The organism is Algoriphagus litoralis (genome assembly GCF_003259255.1).
Classification (GTDB): Bacteria; Bacteroidota; Bacteroidia; order Cytophagales; family Cyclobacteriaceae; genus Algoriphagus; species Algoriphagus litoralis.
On the sequence record NZ_QGOL01000003.1, the window covers coordinates 430,226 to 448,245 of the forward strand.

Here is an 18,020-nt window from a genome sequence, read left to right on the forward strand (position 1 = left end):
GTGGCTTCATGATTTGTCATTCAAAATCAAGAACCGATTTTAGCCGCAGCTTTTCCGTATTCCCATCTTACTTCAAAGCCGTCAGGCTTCACTTCGTAAACCAATCGCTCTTCCATCGTGGAAGTTTGCATCGAAGGCACGCTTACTCGAAGGGCATCTTCTTTAGCGTCATAATTGAAAGCTCCCCACTGCTTGGCTACCTTGTTGAAGATAAAGGTGGATTCAGTTTCACCAGGAATAATGAAGAAGCTGTACGTTCCGGCTGGTAAAGTTTTGCCTTCTACTTTGATATCTTTAGAAGTGGTGAAGGTAGTTGCCTCATTGGCTCCTGCTCTCCATACTTGGCCAAGTGGAACTAAATCTCCCCAAATTGTCCGGCCTTTTACTGCAGGAGAGGAATAATTAATGGTGATTTTTGAACCACCTGCGGTTCCTTCCGCCGTCATGGCTGGACTTGCTTTTTCCTGAGCATTTGCTGCAAAGGCCACAAATGCCATTGCAATTAATGCAAATAGACTTTTTTTCAAATTCATGGTTTTCATAGTGAAATTTTTATGGAATTAAGGGTAAATAGATTTCGATTCTTGTCTTGGTACTGACAATTTTACCAAAAGGTTTTTAGATTTTCACCCAAGCCTGCTTTTTGTTGCTTTCCACGATTCGCTCCCCGATAATCAATTCTCTCAAACCACTTGCAAATGTTGGGTAGGAAGGATTTTCAGGCTGCTTGCCAGTTGCAATCGCTGCATAGACCTCCTTGAACATTTGTTTGGACGTGTCTGGGAAACCTTCGTTGTGACCGCCTGGAAAACTGATCAGCGCAGAAGCTTCTGGATAAGCCAATCCTGGATCTTTTAGCAGGTGCTCGTTTGCTTTTTCGCGCTTGCCTATCCACAGTTCATTTGGACGTTCTGAATTGAATTCAAAATTGGACTTGGAGCCTGCGATCTCGATATTCAGTCTGTTCTTACGACCAGCACTCACCTGAGACACAGTGATTGAGCCTTTGGATCCATTGTCAAAACGAAGTAAAACAGTTGCGTGATCTTCGGTATTGATCGGAACTTCGGCGTAGTCTGAAGCTTGCAATTTGGTGTCGGAATACGTTTCGATCGCTTTCAGTGGCTTTAAGCGGGTTTTATGTACGGTGGAAAAATCAGCCATGACCTCTGTGATTTTCAAACCGGTGACATACTCGGTGATGTCAAGCAAGTGAGAACCGATGTCTGCAATTGCACGGGAATCGCCTGATTTGTCTGGCTCCAATCTCCAATTGTAGTCAGTTTGGAAGAAAAGCCAATCCTGTAAATAGGAGCCCATTACTGAATAAACGTCTCCTAAATCTCCTTTTTCCCGCATGGTCTTCATCTGTCGGACCATCGGATAATAGCGCAGATTGAAGTGGACGGCATTTACTAGGCCAGTGGCGGAAGCTATTTTCACCAATTCTTCAGCTTCCTCGATTTTGACGGCTAGTGGTTTTTCGCAGATGACGTGTTTCTCAGATTCAAGAACAGCTTTTGCTTGCGCAAAGTGCAGGAAATTTGGGGTGCAAATGTGAACTACATCAATGTCATCCTGCTTCAACATTTCATCAAAAGTGTAAGCTCTTGGAATACCAAGGACCTTTGCTTTTTCATTGGCTAGCTCTTGGCTGACCTCGCAAAGCGCTACTACTTCTACATTCGGTAATCTTCTAAGTGCCTCAAGGTGAGCAGGACCGATAAATCCGGTACCTACGATGGCAGCTTTAATCGTTTGGGACATAGGTTTAGGGTTTTGTTAACAAAACAATTGGATCGAAGATAAATAAATAATTTTCAAGAATCAGGCTGAAAAATCAAACAATTGAGCCTAAAATTCCTGAACTTATAGCTTTACCAAGTTTTAAAAATGAATTTTTGGAGAAAACAGCCCGCAGAATTTGATTTTCAAATTAGCAGAGTCTGCAAACACTGCGGAAATACTTTTCAGGGGAAATACTGCAATCGTTGCGGTGAAAAAGTTCTTGAGAAACGGGACCAAAACTTTAAAAATTACCTGCTGAATCTACTTAACGCCTACACATTTGTTGACGGTAAATTTTTCAATAGTCTTCGTACACTTTTACTAAAACCAGGGAAAATTACTTCAGATATTTCAGAGGGAATCACGGTTCCCTACATGCAGCCGATCTCTTTTTTCTTTTTGGCCAACTTCATTTATTTTTTCTTTCCGGTCATTCAGACATTCAATACAAATCTATACAATCAACTAAACAAGATGCCATATAGTGGTTTTGCGAGGGGAAAAGTGGATGAATACCTAAGTAAAGCCAACATTAGTCTTTCAGATTTTTCCTCGATTTATGATCTGAATTCCACCGGAAATTCCAAACTGATTTTATTCCTTTTTGTCCTGTATCTTCTACCATTTATCATCCTTACCAATTATTCCGATCGGATCAACTTTGTAAAGTATTTTCACCTCAGCTTGGAGTTTGTGACATTTATCCTGATTGTTCCTACGGTGGGTATGTCATTGGTTACGAGAGGAATTTCTGTGATTCTGGAATCAATCAATAGCAATTGGAATGGTGAAATTGGTGATGTTTATTATTCTTTATTTCTTGCTCTTCTTATCTTTTGCTATTTCGTGCCGGCTATTCACAGAGTAATTGGATTCTCTTGGTGGCGAAGTGTCTTTGGGGGATTTCTCTTGGTTTCTTCTTTGATTTTAGTCATTACGATCTATCGGTTCACCCTTTTTATTGTTACCCTCTACTTGCTTTGAAATGAAAAACTTTTCCGGAACCTCAAAAATTGAATTTGCAAACGTTGGCATTTTATTGATTCGAATTTGGCTAGGAACAGTCATGCTGAAACACAGCGGAACTTATCTTTTCCAAGGAAAAGTGCCTGAGCTTGCCGCTTTTCTAGAATCATTAAATTGGCCTTTTCCATTGTTGATGGCTTTTTCTTCCCAAATCGCTGAGTTTTGCGCAGCTATTTTGATCTTGTTAGGCATTCGGTATGGGGCTTGGCTCATGGCTTTTACTTTAGGCATTGCTGTCATTTTTGCCCATTCGGGAAAGATCTATTCAGAAGCCGAATTGCCTTTCAACTATTTTTTAATGGGGTTAGTGCTTTCCTTGACCGGAATGGGAAAGCCAAGTTTGGATTCATTTTTTCAAAAAAATCGAAAACCTTAGTAACAATTTTCGCAGGTTCAATCTTTTAATATTCACTCATCCAACTGTATTGCAATTCATCCCAAATGATGGGGATTGAGCTGAATTACAATTCAATATGAAGAAAAAAAAGTCTACATTACTAGTCTGAATAAACTCAATACACATGGCAAACTTTAATCTGAAAATCAATGGAAAGTCCCAATCCGTCGATGTAGAAGACGATACTCCACTTCTGTGGGTGCTTCGCGATCACTTGGGACTGGTCGGCACCAAATTCAGTTGCGGTATCGCGCAGTGCGGTGCTTGTACCGTTCATATTAATGGAAATGCTACTTTTTCCTGCATGACTCCTATTTCCAGTGTTGGAAATTCTGAAGTGGTGACGATCGAAGGACTTTCCGAATCCGGTGATCATCCTGTTCAGAAAGCCTGGGCTGAAGTCGACGTTGCGCAATGTGGGTATTGCCAGGCAGGTCAGATCATGACTGCTGCGGCTTTGTTGAAAAACAATCCGAATCCAAGTATGGATGAAATTGACAATGCGATGAACCGAAATATCTGCCGCTGTGGCACGTATCACAAGATCCGAGAAGCAGTCGCTTTAGCCGCTAAATCCAACTAATCATGGCAACACTAACGAAAGCAAGCAGAAGAGACTTCCTCAAAATCGCAGGAACCTCAGTAGGTGGATTGGTGATCGGATTCAGCTGGTATAGCTGTGATTCTCCAAAAATGGAAGTGCTTAGCACGGATGAGATCCTTGCTCAGGCTAAAACTTTCAACAGTTATTTGGCTATTTCTCCAACAGGTGACGTGGTGATTTATTCTCCAAATCCGGAATTGGGACAAAATATCAAGACTTCTTTCCCGATGGTTGTTGCCGAAGAACTAGAGGCGGACTGGGAAAAAGTAAGAGTCGTACAGGCAAATCTGGATACTGAAAAGTACGACCGCCAGTTGACTGGTGGTTCCGGTGCCATGCCCCATAGCTGGGAGCGATTACGCAAAGCTGGGGCAACTGCAAAATATGTCTTGGTGGCCGCTGCCGCAAAGACTTGGAATGTGGACGCATCTGAAGTTACAGTCGAAAAGGGAATCATTTCTCACAAAGGTTCTGGTAAAAGCGGCCATTTCGGCGAGTTTGTGGCAGAAGCAGCTACCATGACTGCTCCCGAAGAAGTCACGCTCAAGGACAAAAAGGACTTCAAAATCATTGGTACTGCGGTGAAAAACGTGGATGCCAAAGAAATGTATACCGGCAAGCCAATGTATGGATTGGATTTTTATAGAGAAGGGATGCTGCATGCCATGATTCAGCGGGCACCTTTTGGAATGAAAATCAAGTCTGTGGATGATTCTGAAGCTAGAGGTGTATCAGGAGTGAAGGATGTTGTTACATTCGGTACAAGCGTGGCAGTAGTAGGTACATCTACTTGGCCCTTGATGAAAGCTAAAAAACTCCTTCGCATTGACTATGAACCGGATGGTGATGTAGAAAGCACAGCAGATCACGACCGGATTTTTGCTGAATTGATGGCTAATGGTAAAGGAGATGTGAAGCGAAAAGACGGCGACTTTGCTTCGGCAATTAAAGGAGCCGCACAAGTAATCGCTGCTGAATATCAGTGTCCATTTGTGGCACACTCTCCAATGGAACCGGAGAATTTCTTCGCCCATGTACAGGGAGATAAAGTGGAGCTGATCGGGCCAACTCAAACACCGGATCGTGCAAGACAGGCAACAGCACAACTTTTGGGTATTCCACCAGAAAATATTACGGTTGAAATCACCCGGTTGGGTGGTGGATTTGGCCGAAGACTTCGAGCTGATTATGTAGAAGAAGCAGTGGAAGTCTCTCGAGCAATGAATGCACCTGTAAAAGTAACCTGGAGTCGAGAAGATGAATTAACTGGTGGAGCCTATCGACCTGCTGTACGGTATCGATTTGAAGCAGGATTGGATGCATCGGGAAAAATGATCGCTTACAAATTGAAAGGGGTGGGAATGAATGCAGGGAATTGCACCCGTGAAAATAACTTCCCTTCCGGAGCTGTTGAAAATGTCTTGATCGAAAGTATTGAACACAAGTCAAGCATCACAACCAATGCTTGGAGAGCGCCGATTACCAATTTCTTGGCTTATGCTGAGCAAAGTTTCTTGGATGAAGTAGCCCTTGCCGCAGGCAAAGATCCGGTTCAATTCCGCTTGGATTTACTTGAGCAGGCTAAAAACTCACCAGTCGGAGGAGAGTTAGGCTACGATGTAGATCGAATGATTAATGTGGTAAAAGCCGCAGCAGAAAAATCAAATTGGGGTAAAAATCCAAATGTGAAACAAGGTTTCAGCGTGTATTATTCACATCGATCGTACGTAGCGCAGGTAGCGGATATTGAAATGGAGAGCGGTTCTCCAGTACTCAAAAAAGTCACTGCGGTAACTGATTGCGGAATGGTGGTCAATCCAACTGGTGCAAATCACCAAGTCAGAGGCGGTATTGTGGATGGTATGGGCCATGCAATGTATGGAAACCTGACCTTTGAAAACGGAGTTCCAAAGCAGAAAAACTTCGATTCCTATCGCTTGATCCGAATGAAAGAAGTGCCTGAGATCGATACGCACTTCCTGGACTCCGGATTTGATCCGACTGGATTGGGCGAGCCGGCGCTTCCACCAACAGGAGGAGCGATTGCCAATGCGATTTTCTCTGCAACAGGAAGAAGACTGAGAAGTCAGCCATTTATTGAGCAGAAGGAGTTTTCAGATATCAAGCTGGAGATTCGAAGAGCTTAAAATTGAAAAATTTGAAAATTGATTCGATCTAGTGGAATCAATAAAATGAACAAAAGCCTCTAAAATTCATTTTAGAGGCTTTTTTTTAAAATCCAAATATCGAAAACTAAAGGATAGCTAATTTTTCAATAGTATAATCTTCCAAACTTTCAATCAATCTTTTCCGCTTCAGCTCTTAGGATCTCGTTTTCATCTGCTTTTCCAGCAGCAATAAAATCCATGGCAGCTTGAGTTTTTTCTTGTCCATTTTTTAGCAAAACCCCCAAAGCAATCATTACTCCGATTCGGGTTCCAGTTTTTTTCGCGGCTGTCCCAAATAGTGGTTCCAATTCCTCATAGCTTACTTCCTCTGCAAATTCACGGATCGAATCCATTGCTGTTTCCAACTTATCTCCTGAAAAGTTGGTCAGTTTTTTACCTATTTGCTGAATCTCGTTCAAGGCTTTTTTCTGGCCTTGTGGAGCTGCTTGGGCCTGAGGTTTTGGTTGATTCTGAGTTGGTGCCTGGGTATTTTGCTTAGCCCAAGTGTCTTTCAGTCCGACTGTTTTGTTGAAAATCAACTTGCCGTCTTTGGAATCCGGATCCAAAGTGAAATATCCCAAGCGCTGGAATTGAAACTTATCATCGAGAGTTGCCTTGGCTAGATAAGGCTCCAGATAGGCAGACTTGATCACTCTGAGCGATTCAGGATTAATAAACTCCATGAAACCTTTCTCCTCATGTGCGTCAGGTGCTTCATCCAAAAACAAACGATCGTATTCTCTGACTTCTGCTTGAATCGCATGAGCTATCGAAACCCAATGCAATGTTCCCTTCACCTTGCGCTCGCTACCTTCGGTACCACTACCGGATCGGGTTTCCGGATCATAAGTACAGTGAATTTCCATGATATTTCCTGCCGCATCTTTAACCACAGTCTCGCCTTTGATGATATAGGCACTTTTCAGACGAACTTCATTACCCAGGGAAAGCCTGAAGAAATTTTTACCTCCGTCTTCTTTGAAATCTTCCTGCTCGATATACAATTCTCTGGAGAAAGGCACTTCATGCGTTCCAGAATTGGGATCCTCGGGATTATTTTCAAGATGAAGAATTTCTGATTGGTTTTCGGGATAGTTTGTGATGACCAGCTTGACCGGATTCAGGACTCCCATTACCCGAGTGGATGTCTTATTCAGATCTTCCCGGATACAAAATTCCAAGAGCGAAACATCAGTTACATTGTCCCGTCTCGCAATCCCAGCCAAATCGCTGAATTTACGGATGGAGGTGGGAGTGTAGCCTCTTCTTCTGAGACCTGAGATAGTGGGCATGCGAGGATCATCCCATCCTGACACGACTTTATTCTGGACCAGTTCTAGAAGTTTACGCTTGCTCATCACGGTATAGCTCAGATTTCTTCTAGCAAACTCACGCTGCTTTGGTCGAAGCTTGGTAGGATCGATGATTTGATCCAGATACCAATCGTACAGTTCCCGGTGGGCTTTAAATTCCAGCGTACAAAGAGAGTGTGACACTTGCTCAATATAATCCGACTCGCCATGTGCCCAGTCGTACATCGGATAGATGCACCATTTGTTCCCGGTGCGGTGATGATGTGCATTGATGATTCGATAAAGAATCGGATCACGCATATGCATGTTGGGTGAAGCCATATCTATTTTGGCACGAAGGACATAGCTTCCAGCAGCAAATTCCCCATTTTTCATCCGCTCAAAAAGCGCTAGGCTTTCTGTCGCTGGTCGATTTCGGAAAGGGCTGTCAGTACCGGGAGTGGTAGGCGTACCTTTTTGCGCAGCTATTTGCTCAGAAGACTGCTGATCGACGTAGGCTTTATCATCCTTAATCAGTTGTACAGCCCAGTCATGAAGTTGCTGAAAGTAATCCGAGGCATAGCATTCATTTGCCCAACGGAAACCCAACCAAGCAATATCCCGCTTGATGGCATCTACGTATTCTTGTTCTTCTTTCGAAGGATTGGTGTCGTCAAAGCGGAGGTTGACGGGAGCGTTGTACTTTTCACCTAATCCGAAATTGAGACAAATAGAGGCTGCATGTCCGATATGTAGGTAGCCATTAGGCTCAGGAGGAAAACGAAAGCGAAGGTTTTCCTGAGAAAAGCCCGCTGCCAGATCTTCCTCAATGATATGTTCAATAAAATTCAGTGACTCGGTGGATTCTTTCATAATCAGATTAAAGGCCCAAAAATACTTCAATTGATAGGATTTGCAATTAAAAAAGGAAGGAGCCTGCCTGATCTTATTTCATGATTCGGTCATTTTAAATCTCATCCATACCCCGCTCAGGCCAATAGGCACCTGTTAATTTCACTTTTTCATTGGCCTCATCCAGTTCAAAAGTAATTTTCATTTCTTCTCTCGCCTGCTCGTGAATCGCCAGACAAGCGTTAAAGTGAACCAAATCGAAACTGAGTATGAGTGAACCAGCAGTTTTTGACTCGAATTCAGGCCCGGATTTTAGTTGAACTTTTTCTGCGACCGCTCCTTCTTTTTTGTAGTAGTAGGAGAGGAAGATGCCAAGATCTTTTTCTTTTTGTGATAAAAGAAGTTCTAAATCCCTTTCTGAGTTTTGTGGTGTTGGAAAATCAAAAGTCCAGGTTTCTTGCATACTGGGTTGGCTTAGGTGATTTCAAATTTACCGTTTGAGCAACTTAAATCCTATCTCCCTTCCTTGACCTTGGACCATAGCCAGGTTGATCCAAAACCAGGCAAACTGTTCCATTAACTCGAATTTGTCATTTCCTCCAATATCATAACATTCCCCAAATCCTGCGTCTTTGGCCAATTGCTTAGTGACTTCCTTTGCTGACTTGCTGTCTCCGGCTACAAACGAATCCAAATCGGTCTCACCATATTTAGGGTTTTGCATGTTATTAAAACCGGTGGTGTTGAAGCATTTGACTACATCAGTGGTTTGGGTGTGGGCTAAGATGGCTTCAGCGGTAGTTTTGAAACCAACCGGACCTCTTCCCATTACGATGTTCATGGAGTCAATTATTATTTTGCCTGTAGTGTCACCCAGACTTTTGGTTACTTCTACCGCAGCAGGTGCAGGTGTGGCCATAAGGATTATGTCTGATTTTTGTATTGCTTCAATTATCGGAAAAACCTGCGTATTGGGATTTTTTAGTAACTCTTTACCTTTGAAATTAGAAAGGTCCTTTACTCCGAGATGGATCTCATGTCCTGCTTTGGCCCATTGCGTAGCCAAGGCACCACCAACATTTCCTGTTCCGATGATTGCTATTTTCATAATTTCCTGTTTACAAATTGATTAGAATAAATATCCTTCAATTACTTCAGTTTTTTGAGGCAATTCTTTTTCCCCAAGCATCTCTTTCAGATCCCGCTCAATGGTATTGCAGAGTGCAGAAAGTGGGACATCCGTGATTCGGTTTTCAAAGGGATCTTCATTGACTTCCCCAACTTTGGCCTGAATGGAAAATACGAAAGAAATCAGAACCGAAACCGGTATCATCCAGCCGGCAATTTCTATACGGCTAAAATCGTCGATTAGTGCAATCGGTAAGAGGAAGATGAAAACGTACAAAAAGAGCCTCGTGAAGTAATCATATTGGCGCAAAAGGGGGGTGTTTTTGATTCGCTCGCAACTTCCCTGATAATTGGCCAAAGCCAACAACTGGCCTTCCATTTGGAAAGAATCAAAACCTCCCAATGTGCCATTTGCCATGGCTTGGTAGATTTTTTTCCCGATCAGAAGCTGGAGAAAATTGGGCTTGTTTTGGCTTTGAACCATTTCTGAATAGTCCGACTCTGTAAGGAATGAATTGAGTTCTTGCCAAGTATCCTGATTCCGAAGCTGGATTCGCAACGCATGTACCCAAGCGATGCAGATATAAACCAGCTGCCGTTTAAACCCTTCACTTCGCTCATGCTCATAATTGACCTGGTGGGCATGGCTGTCGGTAAACGTGATAATCAATCTGGCCAAAACCCTGCTGGAATTGACAATCCCACCCCAAACAGTCCGGGCTTCCCACCAGCGTCCATAGGCGCTGTTGTTTCGAAAGGCAATAAAAATAGCCAAAGCACTCCCCAAAATCGCTACGATGGAAAAAGGCAGGGGCACTTGGGCTATTTCATGTGTATACGTCCACCAAACCCCTAAAGAAACAAGCGCTGAGAATAGCAACTTAGTTTTCACATAGTGGACCACCTTGATGGGATTGAAATTTCGTTTAATGATCATAATCTATTGCTTGAGTTGATAGCTAAGCCCAAAAGTTAAGATCCGGTCTTCCTGAAGTACTGAAATTGCCACCACTTGCTCCCGGCTATAACTGTATTGAACAGAGGCATTTAACCCTTTCCAAATTGGTAAATCCAATCCCAAATCCATTTGAAAGCGGTTATTTGGTGTGATATCCAGTCCTAGCTGCCAATACCCACTGTAAAACAGTCTCAATTTGGAATCCAATAACTTGTGCCATCCAGTCAAATAGAGTGTAGCGCGGGGAAGAGAAATGGTATTACTGCCATTGTATTTGGCTTCACTGTATTGGTTCTGTTGAAATCGGGTCGTTTCATAAACCATACTTCCGGATAGTTTGAGCGTAGTTCTTGGCTTTTGGATCAGTTGCCAGGTGTACCCCAGCCCTGTAAACCACCTGAAATCGATCTCCCTGCGAAAGTTAGTTTGAACATAGAGCATGGAAAAAGGATAGAATTTTCGGAATGGCCTGTAATAGAGGTAATTTCTGCTGTTTAGGTCATTGTCCGCTTTGGATCCGCCGAATTCCTGATACAGGCTATTGGCTTGGGACTTGAAAACAAAGGCATTTTGCGAATTGCTGACGATCTCCAGTCTACCCCGAATCACAAATAAGTCCACATTTCCCTTTTGATTTACAGCAGTGAATCCAGCTCTCAACTGAAATCTTGATGTATCGCTTTCATTCAATTGGGCAAAAGAAGAAAGGGTAAAAAAGTGGAATAATAAAAGTAGCAGACTAGCTTTTGGCAAAGTGACTTTTCCTCTTTTCTTCCACCTTTTCATCCCGGCATTCTGTTATTTACTCAAGGATTTCACCACAAGCTCTGCAGCAGCGGCCCCTGAGTTTTGCTGTTGCCCCGTGATCAAATTTCCATCCTGAATGGCGTAAGAAGAAAATGGAGCAGCCACTTTAAAAGTGGTCCCAGTTAATTTTTTAGCTTCATCTTCAATGCGATAAGGCTGGATTTTCATTCCAACTGACTGATCTGCAAACTCTTCTTCTGAATCGGCGAAACCTGTCCAGGTTTTGCCTGCCACCAATAGTTCTCCGTTTGATTTTTTGGCTTCCAAAAGCAGGGTTGTGGAGTGACAAACTGCAGCACTGGGTTTTCCGGATTCATAGAAGGAAGCAAAAAGCTGTTCCAATTCTTTATTTCCCCGGAAAGTATACATAGGACCCTGGCCTCCCACCAGGAAAATTGCTGCGTAACCTTCTGGATTTACTTCGGTCAGTTTTTTTGTATTTTCTAGCATGGCTACAAATTGAGGCTGTTGCAGATAGCCGAGAGAAATCACATCATGGGCGGAATATCCGCTTGGATCGGTGGGATTGGAGTAGGCATCCATTTCGATTTTTCCTCCATCGGTGGATACCAGTTCTACTTCATAACCCGCCTCTTGAAATACCCATAGTGGGTGGGTCAACTCGGCAGCCCAAAAACCGATCGGCCAACCGGTTTGCTTAGAAACAGTTGGAGAGCTAGCCACCATCATGATCTTTCCTTTGCTGGGTGCCCCGTGAAAATGTACGTAATCGTTTTTTTCTAAAATCTGATTCATGATTGTCTTGGAATAGTTGATTGAATCAAAGATTGAAATGAATGCTATCTTTGAAAATATACTTACCAAATGTTATGATATGCACCTTTTGGTAAGAAATGGAAAACTGAACTGCTATGCCTGATTTCTTATTTGACAAAAAGCTGTATTACAATCCAGTTGAGTTTGCGATGGATCGGATTGGAGGTACTTGGAAGATGCCAATTTTATGGAGACTTCAAGACCGGATCATGCGCTATGGGGAATTGAAAAAAGACATTCCGCATATCACCCACAAGATGCTGACCAGTCAGTTGCGGGAATTGGAGGAGGAAGGATTTATCACTAGAAAAGTTTATCCTGTAGTTCCTCCTAAAGTGGAATACTCCATTACCGAGCGGGGACTTTCGGCCATTCCGATTATTGAAACCATCCGGAATTATGGCCTTCAGCTGATGGAAGAGTTTGGTGTGGGTGGGAAAAAATGAGCAACTTAATCCCATGAATTACCCCATTTACTTAGATTATAACGCAACCACCCCATGTGCTCCTGAAGTCATAGAGGCCATGCTTCCTTACTTTGGAGATCATTTTGGCAACGCCGCTAGCAAAAGCCATCCCTATGGCTGGATCGCAGAAAATGCTGTCGAAGAAGCTCGGGAAAAAGTAGCAGATTTGATCGGAGCCAAAACCAAGGAAATCATCTTTACCTCAGGTGCCACCGAATCCATCAATCTGGGCATCAAAGGAACTTTTGAAAGGTATTTGGGAGAAAAGCAACATTACGTCACCTGCCAAACCGAGCACAAAGCTGTCTTGGATACCTTTGCTGAAATTAAAAAAAGAGGTGCTGAAGTCACTTTTTTGCCAGTAGATGCTGGAGGAAATATCAGTTTGGATGAATTGGAAAACTCCATTCTACCCCATACAAAAATGATTTGCCTGATGTGGGCCAATAACGAAACCGGGATCATTCACCCGATAGAAAAAATCGCACAATTAGCCGAATCGAGAAATATCATTTTCCTTACTGACGCAGTTCAGGCTGCTGGGAAAATCCCAGTTTCGACAAAGGGTATTCATTTGATGGCCATTTCTGCGCACAAGCTTTACGGACCAAAAGGAATCGGGGCGCTCTATGTGCGCCATAATCATGACTTGCCCAAACCTCTGGCTCAGATCCATGGAGGAGGACATGAAAAAGGGTTACGATCAGGAACACTCAATGTTCCTGGAATCGTCGGTTTTGGTAAGGCTGCAGAACTTCGGCTAGCCGATATGAAATCGGAAGGAGGACGATTGGAAATCCTTCGAAACCGACTTGAAAATGGGCTTCTAGAAATCCCCGACACGTTTTTGAACGGAAGTCAAGTATGCCGATTGCCACATGTGAGCAATATTACTTTTGGTGGAGTAGAAGGAGAGGAGTTGCTCAAAAAAGTCAATCAGAAAGTCGCTGTGAGTTCGGGTTCGGCCTGTACTTCAATCTCTCCCAAACCAAGTCATGTACTTGCAGCGATGGGACTAAGTTCTGATTTGGGAAGGGCTTCAATTCGGTTTAGCTTGGGGAAAAGTACAGTTGAATCCGATATTGACTTGACTTTGGGTTGGGTGAAAAGAGTAGTTTTGGAATTGAGAAGTCAGAGAATTACATCGCTTGGCTATAATGAGTTCGGATAAAAAAGTACTGTTTTTTCAATCTTCACATAGCCAAACTGATTTTTAGTTTACACTTAGTTGTGGACTTTCCAAGAGCCGCTGATTTACATTACTGAAGTGACATTCATTCTTAGATGAAATTATGGGTCTTTCATGATGTCCATTGGAGTATTATATCGAAGATTTTCCATTCTCCCTTCTTTCGTTCAAGGAGTACCAAATAACCTGCGCCACAGTCCATTTCACAATTGGATATTGAAAAGTAAATCAAACCTAGGTTGTCTTGTTGGTAAAATCTAGTAAAGTCAAGTTCACCACCACTCAAAAAGTTCAGAGTCCCGTTGTACATGTCTTCTCTTGGAGGGAAATCATCGATTGACTTTAAGTGATATTTTCCGAAATACTCAATTTGCTCAAACGAAATTTCAAGTTCCGCTAGTTCGGTCGTCTGGAAGTCTGAAAGTACCTTTTCATATCTTTTATAATTTGGTTTGGACTTTAAAGAATCTGGTGAGATTCTACATCCCTTGCAAGGTCCACCGGTTAGGTAGTTTGAAGTTGCCATGAATATCCATGTACTATCCACAATACGTTGAGAGATTCGAGTCAGGTATTGTTGATATCTTATCACGAGAGTGTCAAAACGAACACTAGCTACTCCAGGTGTTAAATCGTCTTGTGATTCTATAAAATATTTTCTTGATTCTGGCGGTGGGGGCATAATTGGGTAAATATCTTTCGCCAACCATTCGCGTTGTTCAAGCTCGTAAAGCACAGTTGAAATAATTTTGAAATCTTCCGGTTCAGTTGTCGTTTTGCAACTGAATGACAAAAGCAGAATTAATGCAGCAAAGAAGAATTTCATTTTGGAATAGTAGTCTATATCAAACAATGCCGATTTAAGGAAAATATAGGTTAAGTTGGTTTCGGAGGATATTGAAAAGCTATTGGCCTCAATTTTTTAATTGTTGCAAATCATCCTCCGTATCAATATCGATTTTGCCTTTTGGAAAAGAGATTGTCACCAAACCCTCTTCGTGTGCTTGCGCTATTTTCTTGGCACCTTCATCCCCTTTTAGCTCCATCAATTCCTGAAAATACGCTTTTCCAAAAAGAATAGGCACTCCAATCGTTTTGGAATAGGCACATGCTACAATGTCTTTTCCTTCTTTCTCCTGAGTTGCAATCAACTTGTTCAATATCTTCGCATCCACAAAAGGCTGATCACAGAGCATGATGATGATCTGATCCGGGGCATCGAACTTGAGCATGTATTCCAGGCCTATTTTAAGACTGGAGGACATTCCTTTTTGATAGTTCGGATTGGGAATATTTGGGATACTGGCTCCTGGAAAAGTCTTTTTGATTTCATCCCGATTTGCACCGAGTACAAGCACTCGTTTATGTACATCACATCCATTTGCAGCATCTATTGCCAGCTGAAGCAAAGTTTTATCCTTGTATTTGGCGATTTGTTTGGGGTAGCCAAGTCGGGTTGATTCGCCGGCTGCCAATATGATGATTCCAGTCTTCATTTCAGATTTTTTAGTGTATAGGACCGATTTTTTCCCGTAGGAAAATGGGCTGTTTTTTATTCAACACAGCTTTGATTTCTGCCAAAACTGAAAGGGCAATTTCTTCAGAGGTCTCGGCTCCAATCTCAATACCTACCGGTGCATAAATGTTGTCGATGTGAACTTGAATTCCTTTTGATTCTAGTCTTTGAATCAGTTTTTCAGTCTTTCGCTTTGGTCCCAAAATCCCGATATACGGAATCATAAAGGTCAACAACTTTTCAAGGACTACCGCTTCATACTCGAAATTATGTGTCATCAGCAGCGCAACTGTGGCTAGATCAGACTGGATCTGATCGATCACCTCCTCTGCAGGACCTTGAATGATCTGCTTCGCAAAAGGAAATCTTGCTGGTGTGGCCAGATTTTTTCGTCCATCAATCAAAATCAATTCAAAACCCAGAATATCAGCCATTTTAGCCAAAGGGATCGTGTCATTTCCCGCCCCAAAAAGTAAAATCCGAGTGGCCGGTTTTAGAATTTCGAAGAAAACTGAAAGTTGGTCAAATTCATCATAGGCCCGAATTTGGCTTTGTGGACTATCGAAAGCCTGAATTTCTTGCTGTAGTTTTGATTTGAAATCCTCAGGAACTTTTGAAAAAGATCCAAAGTCATTTTCACCTTTTTGAAGGAAGATGGTGCCGATCTGCTCTGATTTGGAATGTTTAACTGAAAAAATCGTGAGCAGGAGCGAAGTTTGCCGATCCGAAAATCCTGCTTTGATCAACTCAATGGGATTCTCCGAATTTTCAAAATCAATGGGTTCGATCAAGACGTGAATGATGCCATTGCAACCCAACCCGACCCCAAATTTCTGATCGTCTTCATCCGTCGTATCGTAAGTGACCAGCATGGATTTTCCCTGAAAAATCACCGTTTGGGCTTTGCGCAGCGCATCGCCTTCCAAGCAACCTCCACTGATCGCACCCGTAAGCTTGCCCTCCTGAGTGACCAGCATTCGGGCTCCAGGCCTCCTATAGGCTGATCCATCTACCTGCACTACCGTGGCCAAAGCTATAGGTTCTCTAGTGGATTTACATACTTCGTAGGCTTTGATGATCTCTTGGAGCTCTTTCATTTATTGCATTCGGAGATTATTGGTGAGTTCAACCTTTTCCTTTTTGAAGGAAAACCAAACCGAAAATACGGCGGAAATCACCAAGTACCCTACCAAAATATAGATTGAACCCGGCAAAAAGGTATTCATCTCAAACCAATCACCGGAAGTCAAAATAAAATACATCGCATAGGCAGTCTTTAATACTTCCCATGCCCATGCGTTAGGATTTCGGTCCATGAGTTCTGTGTACGAATAGACAGTTAGGAAAACAAAGCCGCCATAAAAGAAAATTCCGGGAGCCCCGATCGCAGCTAAGTTGCCGAATAAATAGCTAAGCAATAGAAGTAAGGCAATCAGCTGACCAAAACTCCAAATGACCATTCCTTTGGTCAAAGGAGGATTATATTTTTCGAAGTGGTATACGTCCTCAATTCTGTGCACGGGATATTTTTCAGCAACGTCCGAAGGTCGCCAACCTAACGGCATAAACCAGATTTTGATTTTGTCAGACCATTTTTTTGCCCGCCAGGCATCTTTGATCAGCAGCCAAAGGTGCATAAAATTGATTTTGACAGGATTCCAGGTTTGCACAGGTCTAGTGACTCCGTAGACTGCGGGCACATCGTCTAATTCGTCCTGATAGGTTTTAAAGATTTTATCCCAAATGATAAAAATCTGACCGTAATTTTTGTCCAAATATTGTGGATTGATCGCATGATGAACCCGATGGTGGGAGGGAGTAACAATGATTTTTTCCAAGAAACCCATTTTACCAATATGGCGCGTATGGTACCAAAACTGCGCAAATAAGTGTAAAGGGGCTACCACAGCGATTACTTCAGGAGGTACGCCAAGCAGTGCTGCCGGCAAAAGGAAAATCCCAAAAATCCGAACAATGGAAGAGATGCTTTGTCGCAGTGCACAGGCTAGATTAAACTCCTCACTGCTGTGGTGGATGATATGATTGTTCCAAAAAATATTGTATTCGTGAGCAATACGATGTGTCCAATATCCCGCAAAATCCAATGCAATAAAGGCAATCACATACGTAATCCATGTGGCCTCAAACTGGACCAGACCAAATTTGGTCACCAGCCAATCGTAGGAAATAATTGCAATACTTAAACCTAGCACATCTTTGGTCACATTGGTGATGCCCGAACTCAAGCTGGAAATCATATCATTGAGTGGCACGGTGTCATTGCCTTTCCATATTCCCCAAAATTTCTCGAATAGGACCAGAACAAAAAAGGCTGGCATGGCGATTAATAAGATTTGTCCGTAAGCTTCCATCGGGTTTATTGTTCTTGCATTAAACTTAAAAATTAACCCCAATCAAATCAAAAAGATATTTTAAAATGACTCGAATCAGCTTTCAAAGGCAAACTATTTGATTTGAATCAAAGCCACTGGTTTTTACAACGCTTTGTACCTGATCTTATATCTTTGAAATCTAAGCCTCACTCCATGGAAATCCCCAGTTTAGCCCAACTCAAAAAAGACCTCAGCTACCTCTCCGAGAAAGAACTGACCGAAGTGATCGTTGATTTAGCCAAATTTTCTAGAGATAATAAGGCTTTTCTTTACTTCAAACTCAACGAACGAGATCAGCCCAATCTCTTTGTGGATTCGGTCAAAGAGGAATTGGATCAAGCATTCCAAACTGCAAATACCAGAAACTATCACCTGGCTAAAAAGGCTGCTCAAACTACCCGAAGAAAACTCAACAAAGCACTCAAACTGAGTAAAAACAAAGCAGATCAGGCTGAGCTGATAGTGTACTTCTGCGAATTGATGAAAAAGTACAGCTATCTTAGTTTCCGCTATCCGGTGATTTCCAACCTCTATGAAGTTCAAATTGGAAAATCGAAAAAGCTGATTTCCACGCTTCACGAAGATCTTCAGAGCGATTTTGAAGTCCGTATAGAAGACCTTTGATAAAAATCCAAACTATTCCGATTCTGTAGAAACT

At 42.5% G+C, this 18,020-nt stretch carries 19 protein-coding genes; 7 read left to right on the plus strand and 12 right to left on the minus strand.

The features are described from left to right. Window positions 1-26: 26 nt before the first annotated feature. Both DK188_RS05315 and DK188_RS05320 read right to left on the minus strand, forming a co-directional pair. Complete coding sequence (locus DK188_RS05315) at window positions 27-542, minus strand: DUF2911 domain-containing protein (protein ID WP_111669759.1); 516 nt, start codon at window positions 540-542, stop codon at window positions 27-29. A 76-nt stretch (window positions 543-618) separates the two neighbouring features. After that, complete coding sequence (locus DK188_RS05320; protein ID WP_111669760.1) at window positions 619-1,767, minus strand: Gfo/Idh/MocA family protein; 1,149 nt, start codon at window positions 1,765-1,767, stop codon at window positions 619-621. Between the two features lie 126 nt (window positions 1,768-1,893). On the opposite strand from DK188_RS05320, the gene DK188_RS05325 reads away from it, so the two are divergent. The 4 genes from DK188_RS05325 to DK188_RS05340 all read left to right on the plus strand — a co-directional run bounded on the left by DK188_RS05325 (window position 1,894) and on the right by DK188_RS05340 (window position 5,962). Further along, window positions 1,894-2,772, plus strand: a complete 879-nt coding sequence (locus DK188_RS05325; protein ID WP_111669761.1) for a DUF3667 domain-containing protein — start codon at window positions 1,894-1,896, stop codon at window positions 2,770-2,772. 82 nt (window positions 2,773-2,854) lie between these two features. Further along, complete coding sequence (locus DK188_RS21830) at window positions 2,855-3,190, plus strand: DoxX family protein (RefSeq protein WP_394335836.1); 336 nt, start codon at window positions 2,855-2,857, stop codon at window positions 3,188-3,190. A gap of 145 nt (window positions 3,191-3,335) precedes the next feature. Further along, a complete protein-coding gene (locus tag DK188_RS05335) occupies window positions 3,336-3,794 on the plus strand; it encodes a (2Fe-2S)-binding protein (RefSeq protein WP_111669763.1) in 459 nt (152 codons plus the stop codon). Window positions 3,795-3,796: 2 nt separating this feature from the next. After that, a complete protein-coding gene (locus tag DK188_RS05340; RefSeq protein WP_111669764.1) occupies window positions 3,797-5,962 on the plus strand; it encodes a xanthine dehydrogenase family protein molybdopterin-binding subunit in 2,166 nt (721 codons plus the stop codon). A 149-nt stretch (window positions 5,963-6,111) separates the two neighbouring features. Here the strand turns inward: DK188_RS05340 and DK188_RS05345 are convergent, their stop codons facing one another. The 6 genes from DK188_RS05345 to DK188_RS05370 all read right to left on the minus strand — a co-directional run bounded on the left by DK188_RS05345 (window position 6,112) and on the right by DK188_RS05370 (window position 11,776). Further along, a complete protein-coding gene (locus DK188_RS05345; protein ID WP_111669765.1) occupies window positions 6,112-8,148 on the minus strand; it encodes a glutamine--tRNA ligase/YqeY domain fusion protein in 2,037 nt (678 codons plus the stop codon). Between the two features lie 94 nt (window positions 8,149-8,242). Then, window positions 8,243-8,590 carry a hypothetical protein gene (locus DK188_RS05350; protein WP_111669766.1) on the minus strand — a complete coding sequence of 116 codons (348 nt, stop codon included), beginning with the start codon at window positions 8,588-8,590 and terminating at the stop codon, window positions 8,243-8,245. Window positions 8,591-8,617: 27 nt separating this feature from the next. Further along, the gene (locus DK188_RS05355; protein WP_111669767.1) at window positions 8,618-9,235 is read right to left on the minus strand and encodes an NADPH-dependent F420 reductase; all 618 of its coding nucleotides are present in this window, start codon (window positions 9,233-9,235) and stop codon (window positions 8,618-8,620) included. Window positions 9,236-9,256: 21 nt separating this feature from the next. Then, a complete protein-coding gene (locus DK188_RS05360; RefSeq protein ID WP_111669768.1) occupies window positions 9,257-10,192 on the minus strand; it encodes a bestrophin family protein in 936 nt (311 codons plus the stop codon). Window positions 10,193-10,195: 3 nt separating this feature from the next. Continuing rightward, window positions 10,196-10,999, minus strand: coding sequence for a DUF481 domain-containing protein (locus DK188_RS05365; RefSeq protein WP_111669769.1), 804 nt, complete (start codon window positions 10,997-10,999; stop codon window positions 10,196-10,198). A 12-nt stretch (window positions 11,000-11,011) separates the two neighbouring features. Further along, window positions 11,012-11,776: a type 1 glutamine amidotransferase domain-containing protein gene (locus tag DK188_RS05370; protein ID WP_111669832.1), complete on the minus strand. Its 765-nt coding sequence runs from the start codon at window positions 11,774-11,776 to the stop codon at window positions 11,012-11,014. Window positions 11,777-11,892: 116 nt separating this feature from the next. Between DK188_RS05370 and DK188_RS05375 the strand changes: the two genes are divergently transcribed. Both DK188_RS05375 and DK188_RS05380 read left to right on the plus strand, forming a co-directional pair. After that, window positions 11,893-12,243: a winged helix-turn-helix transcriptional regulator gene (locus tag DK188_RS05375; RefSeq protein WP_111669770.1), complete on the plus strand. Its 351-nt coding sequence runs from the start codon at window positions 11,893-11,895 to the stop codon at window positions 12,241-12,243. A 13-nt stretch (window positions 12,244-12,256) separates the two neighbouring features. Further along, the gene (locus DK188_RS05380; RefSeq protein WP_111669833.1) at window positions 12,257-13,435 is read left to right on the plus strand and encodes a cysteine desulfurase family protein; all 1,179 of its coding nucleotides are present in this window, start codon (window positions 12,257-12,259) and stop codon (window positions 13,433-13,435) included. A gap of 130 nt (window positions 13,436-13,565) precedes the next feature. Here the strand turns inward: DK188_RS05380 and DK188_RS05385 are convergent, their stop codons facing one another. The 4 genes from DK188_RS05385 to DK188_RS05400 form a co-directional block, all read right to left on the minus strand. Further along, window positions 13,566-14,279 carry a hypothetical protein gene (locus DK188_RS05385; RefSeq protein ID WP_157963168.1) on the minus strand — a complete coding sequence of 238 codons (714 nt, stop codon included), beginning with the start codon at window positions 14,277-14,279 and terminating at the stop codon, window positions 13,566-13,568. An 88-nt stretch (window positions 14,280-14,367) separates the two neighbouring features. Further along, window positions 14,368-14,949, minus strand: a complete 582-nt coding sequence (locus DK188_RS05390; protein ID WP_111669772.1) for a nucleotidyltransferase family protein — start codon at window positions 14,947-14,949, stop codon at window positions 14,368-14,370. Window positions 14,950-14,959: 10 nt separating this feature from the next. Then, window positions 14,960-16,066, minus strand: a complete 1,107-nt coding sequence (locus tag DK188_RS05395; protein ID WP_111669773.1) for an XdhC family protein — start codon at window positions 16,064-16,066, stop codon at window positions 14,960-14,962. Next, a complete protein-coding gene (locus DK188_RS05400; RefSeq protein ID WP_111669774.1) occupies window positions 16,067-17,341 on the minus strand; it encodes a sterol desaturase family protein in 1,275 nt (424 codons plus the stop codon). A 174-nt stretch (window positions 17,342-17,515) separates the two neighbouring features. Between DK188_RS05400 and DK188_RS05405 the strand changes: the two genes are divergently transcribed. After that, window positions 17,516-17,986 (plus strand): hypothetical protein, encoded by a 471-nt coding sequence (locus tag DK188_RS05405; RefSeq protein ID WP_111669775.1) that lies wholly within the window; start codon window positions 17,516-17,518, stop codon window positions 17,984-17,986. Window positions 17,987-18,020 lie beyond the last annotated feature (34 nt).

Bases quoted from the DNA above. Each gene is read 5' to 3' on its own strand.
- DK188_RS21830 (WP_394335836.1), top strand. From the start codon at position 2,855: ATGCTGAAACACAGCGGAACTTATCTTTTCCAAGGAAAAGTGCCTGAG.
- DK188_RS05345 (WP_111669765.1), bottom strand. From the start codon at position 8,148: ATGAAAGAATCCACCGAGTCACTGAATTTTATTGAACATATCATTGAG.
- DK188_RS05405 (WP_111669775.1), top strand. From the start codon at position 17,516: ATGGAAATCCCCAGTTTAGCCCAACTCAAAAAAGACCTCAGCTACCTC.
- DK188_RS05395 (WP_111669773.1), bottom strand. From the start codon at position 16,066: ATGAAAGAGCTCCAAGAGATCATCAAAGCCTACGAAGTATGTAAATCC.
- DK188_RS05365 (WP_111669769.1), bottom strand. From the start codon at position 10,999: ATGAAAAGGTGGAAGAAAAGAGGAAAAGTCACTTTGCCAAAAGCTAGT.
- DK188_RS05360 (WP_111669768.1), bottom strand. From the start codon at position 10,192: ATGATCATTAAACGAAATTTCAATCCCATCAAGGTGGTCCACTATGTG.
- DK188_RS05400 (WP_111669774.1), bottom strand. From the start codon at position 17,341: ATGGAAGCTTACGGACAAATCTTATTAATCGCCATGCCAGCCTTTTTT.
- DK188_RS05340 (WP_111669764.1), top strand. From the start codon at position 3,797: ATGGCAACACTAACGAAAGCAAGCAGAAGAGACTTCCTCAAAATCGCA.
- DK188_RS05335 (WP_111669763.1), top strand. From the start codon at position 3,336: ATGGCAAACTTTAATCTGAAAATCAATGGAAAGTCCCAATCCGTCGAT.
- DK188_RS05320 (WP_111669760.1), bottom strand. From the start codon at position 1,767: ATGTCCCAAACGATTAAAGCTGCCATCGTAGGTACCGGATTTATCGGT.
- DK188_RS05315 (WP_111669759.1), bottom strand. From the start codon at position 542: ATGAAAACCATGAATTTGAAAAAAAGTCTATTTGCATTAATTGCAATG.
- DK188_RS05350 (WP_111669766.1), bottom strand. From the start codon at position 8,590: ATGCAAGAAACCTGGACTTTTGATTTTCCAACACCACAAAACTCAGAA.
- DK188_RS05370 (WP_111669832.1), bottom strand. From the start codon at position 11,776: ATGAATCAGATTTTAGAAAAAAACGATTACGTACATTTTCACGGGGCA.
- DK188_RS05325 (WP_111669761.1), top strand. From the start codon at position 1,894: ATGAATTTTTGGAGAAAACAGCCCGCAGAATTTGATTTTCAAATTAGC.
- DK188_RS05390 (WP_111669772.1), bottom strand. From the start codon at position 14,949: ATGAAGACTGGAATCATCATATTGGCAGCCGGCGAATCAACCCGACTT.
- DK188_RS05385 (WP_157963168.1), bottom strand. From the start codon at position 14,279: ATGAAATTCTTCTTTGCTGCATTAATTCTGCTTTTGTCATTCAGTTGC.
- DK188_RS05355 (WP_111669767.1), bottom strand. From the start codon at position 9,235: ATGAAAATAGCAATCATCGGAACAGGAAATGTTGGTGGTGCCTTGGCT.
- DK188_RS05380 (WP_111669833.1), top strand. From the start codon at position 12,257: ATGAATTACCCCATTTACTTAGATTATAACGCAACCACCCCATGTGCT.
- DK188_RS05375 (WP_111669770.1), top strand. From the start codon at position 11,893: ATGCCTGATTTCTTATTTGACAAAAAGCTGTATTACAATCCAGTTGAG.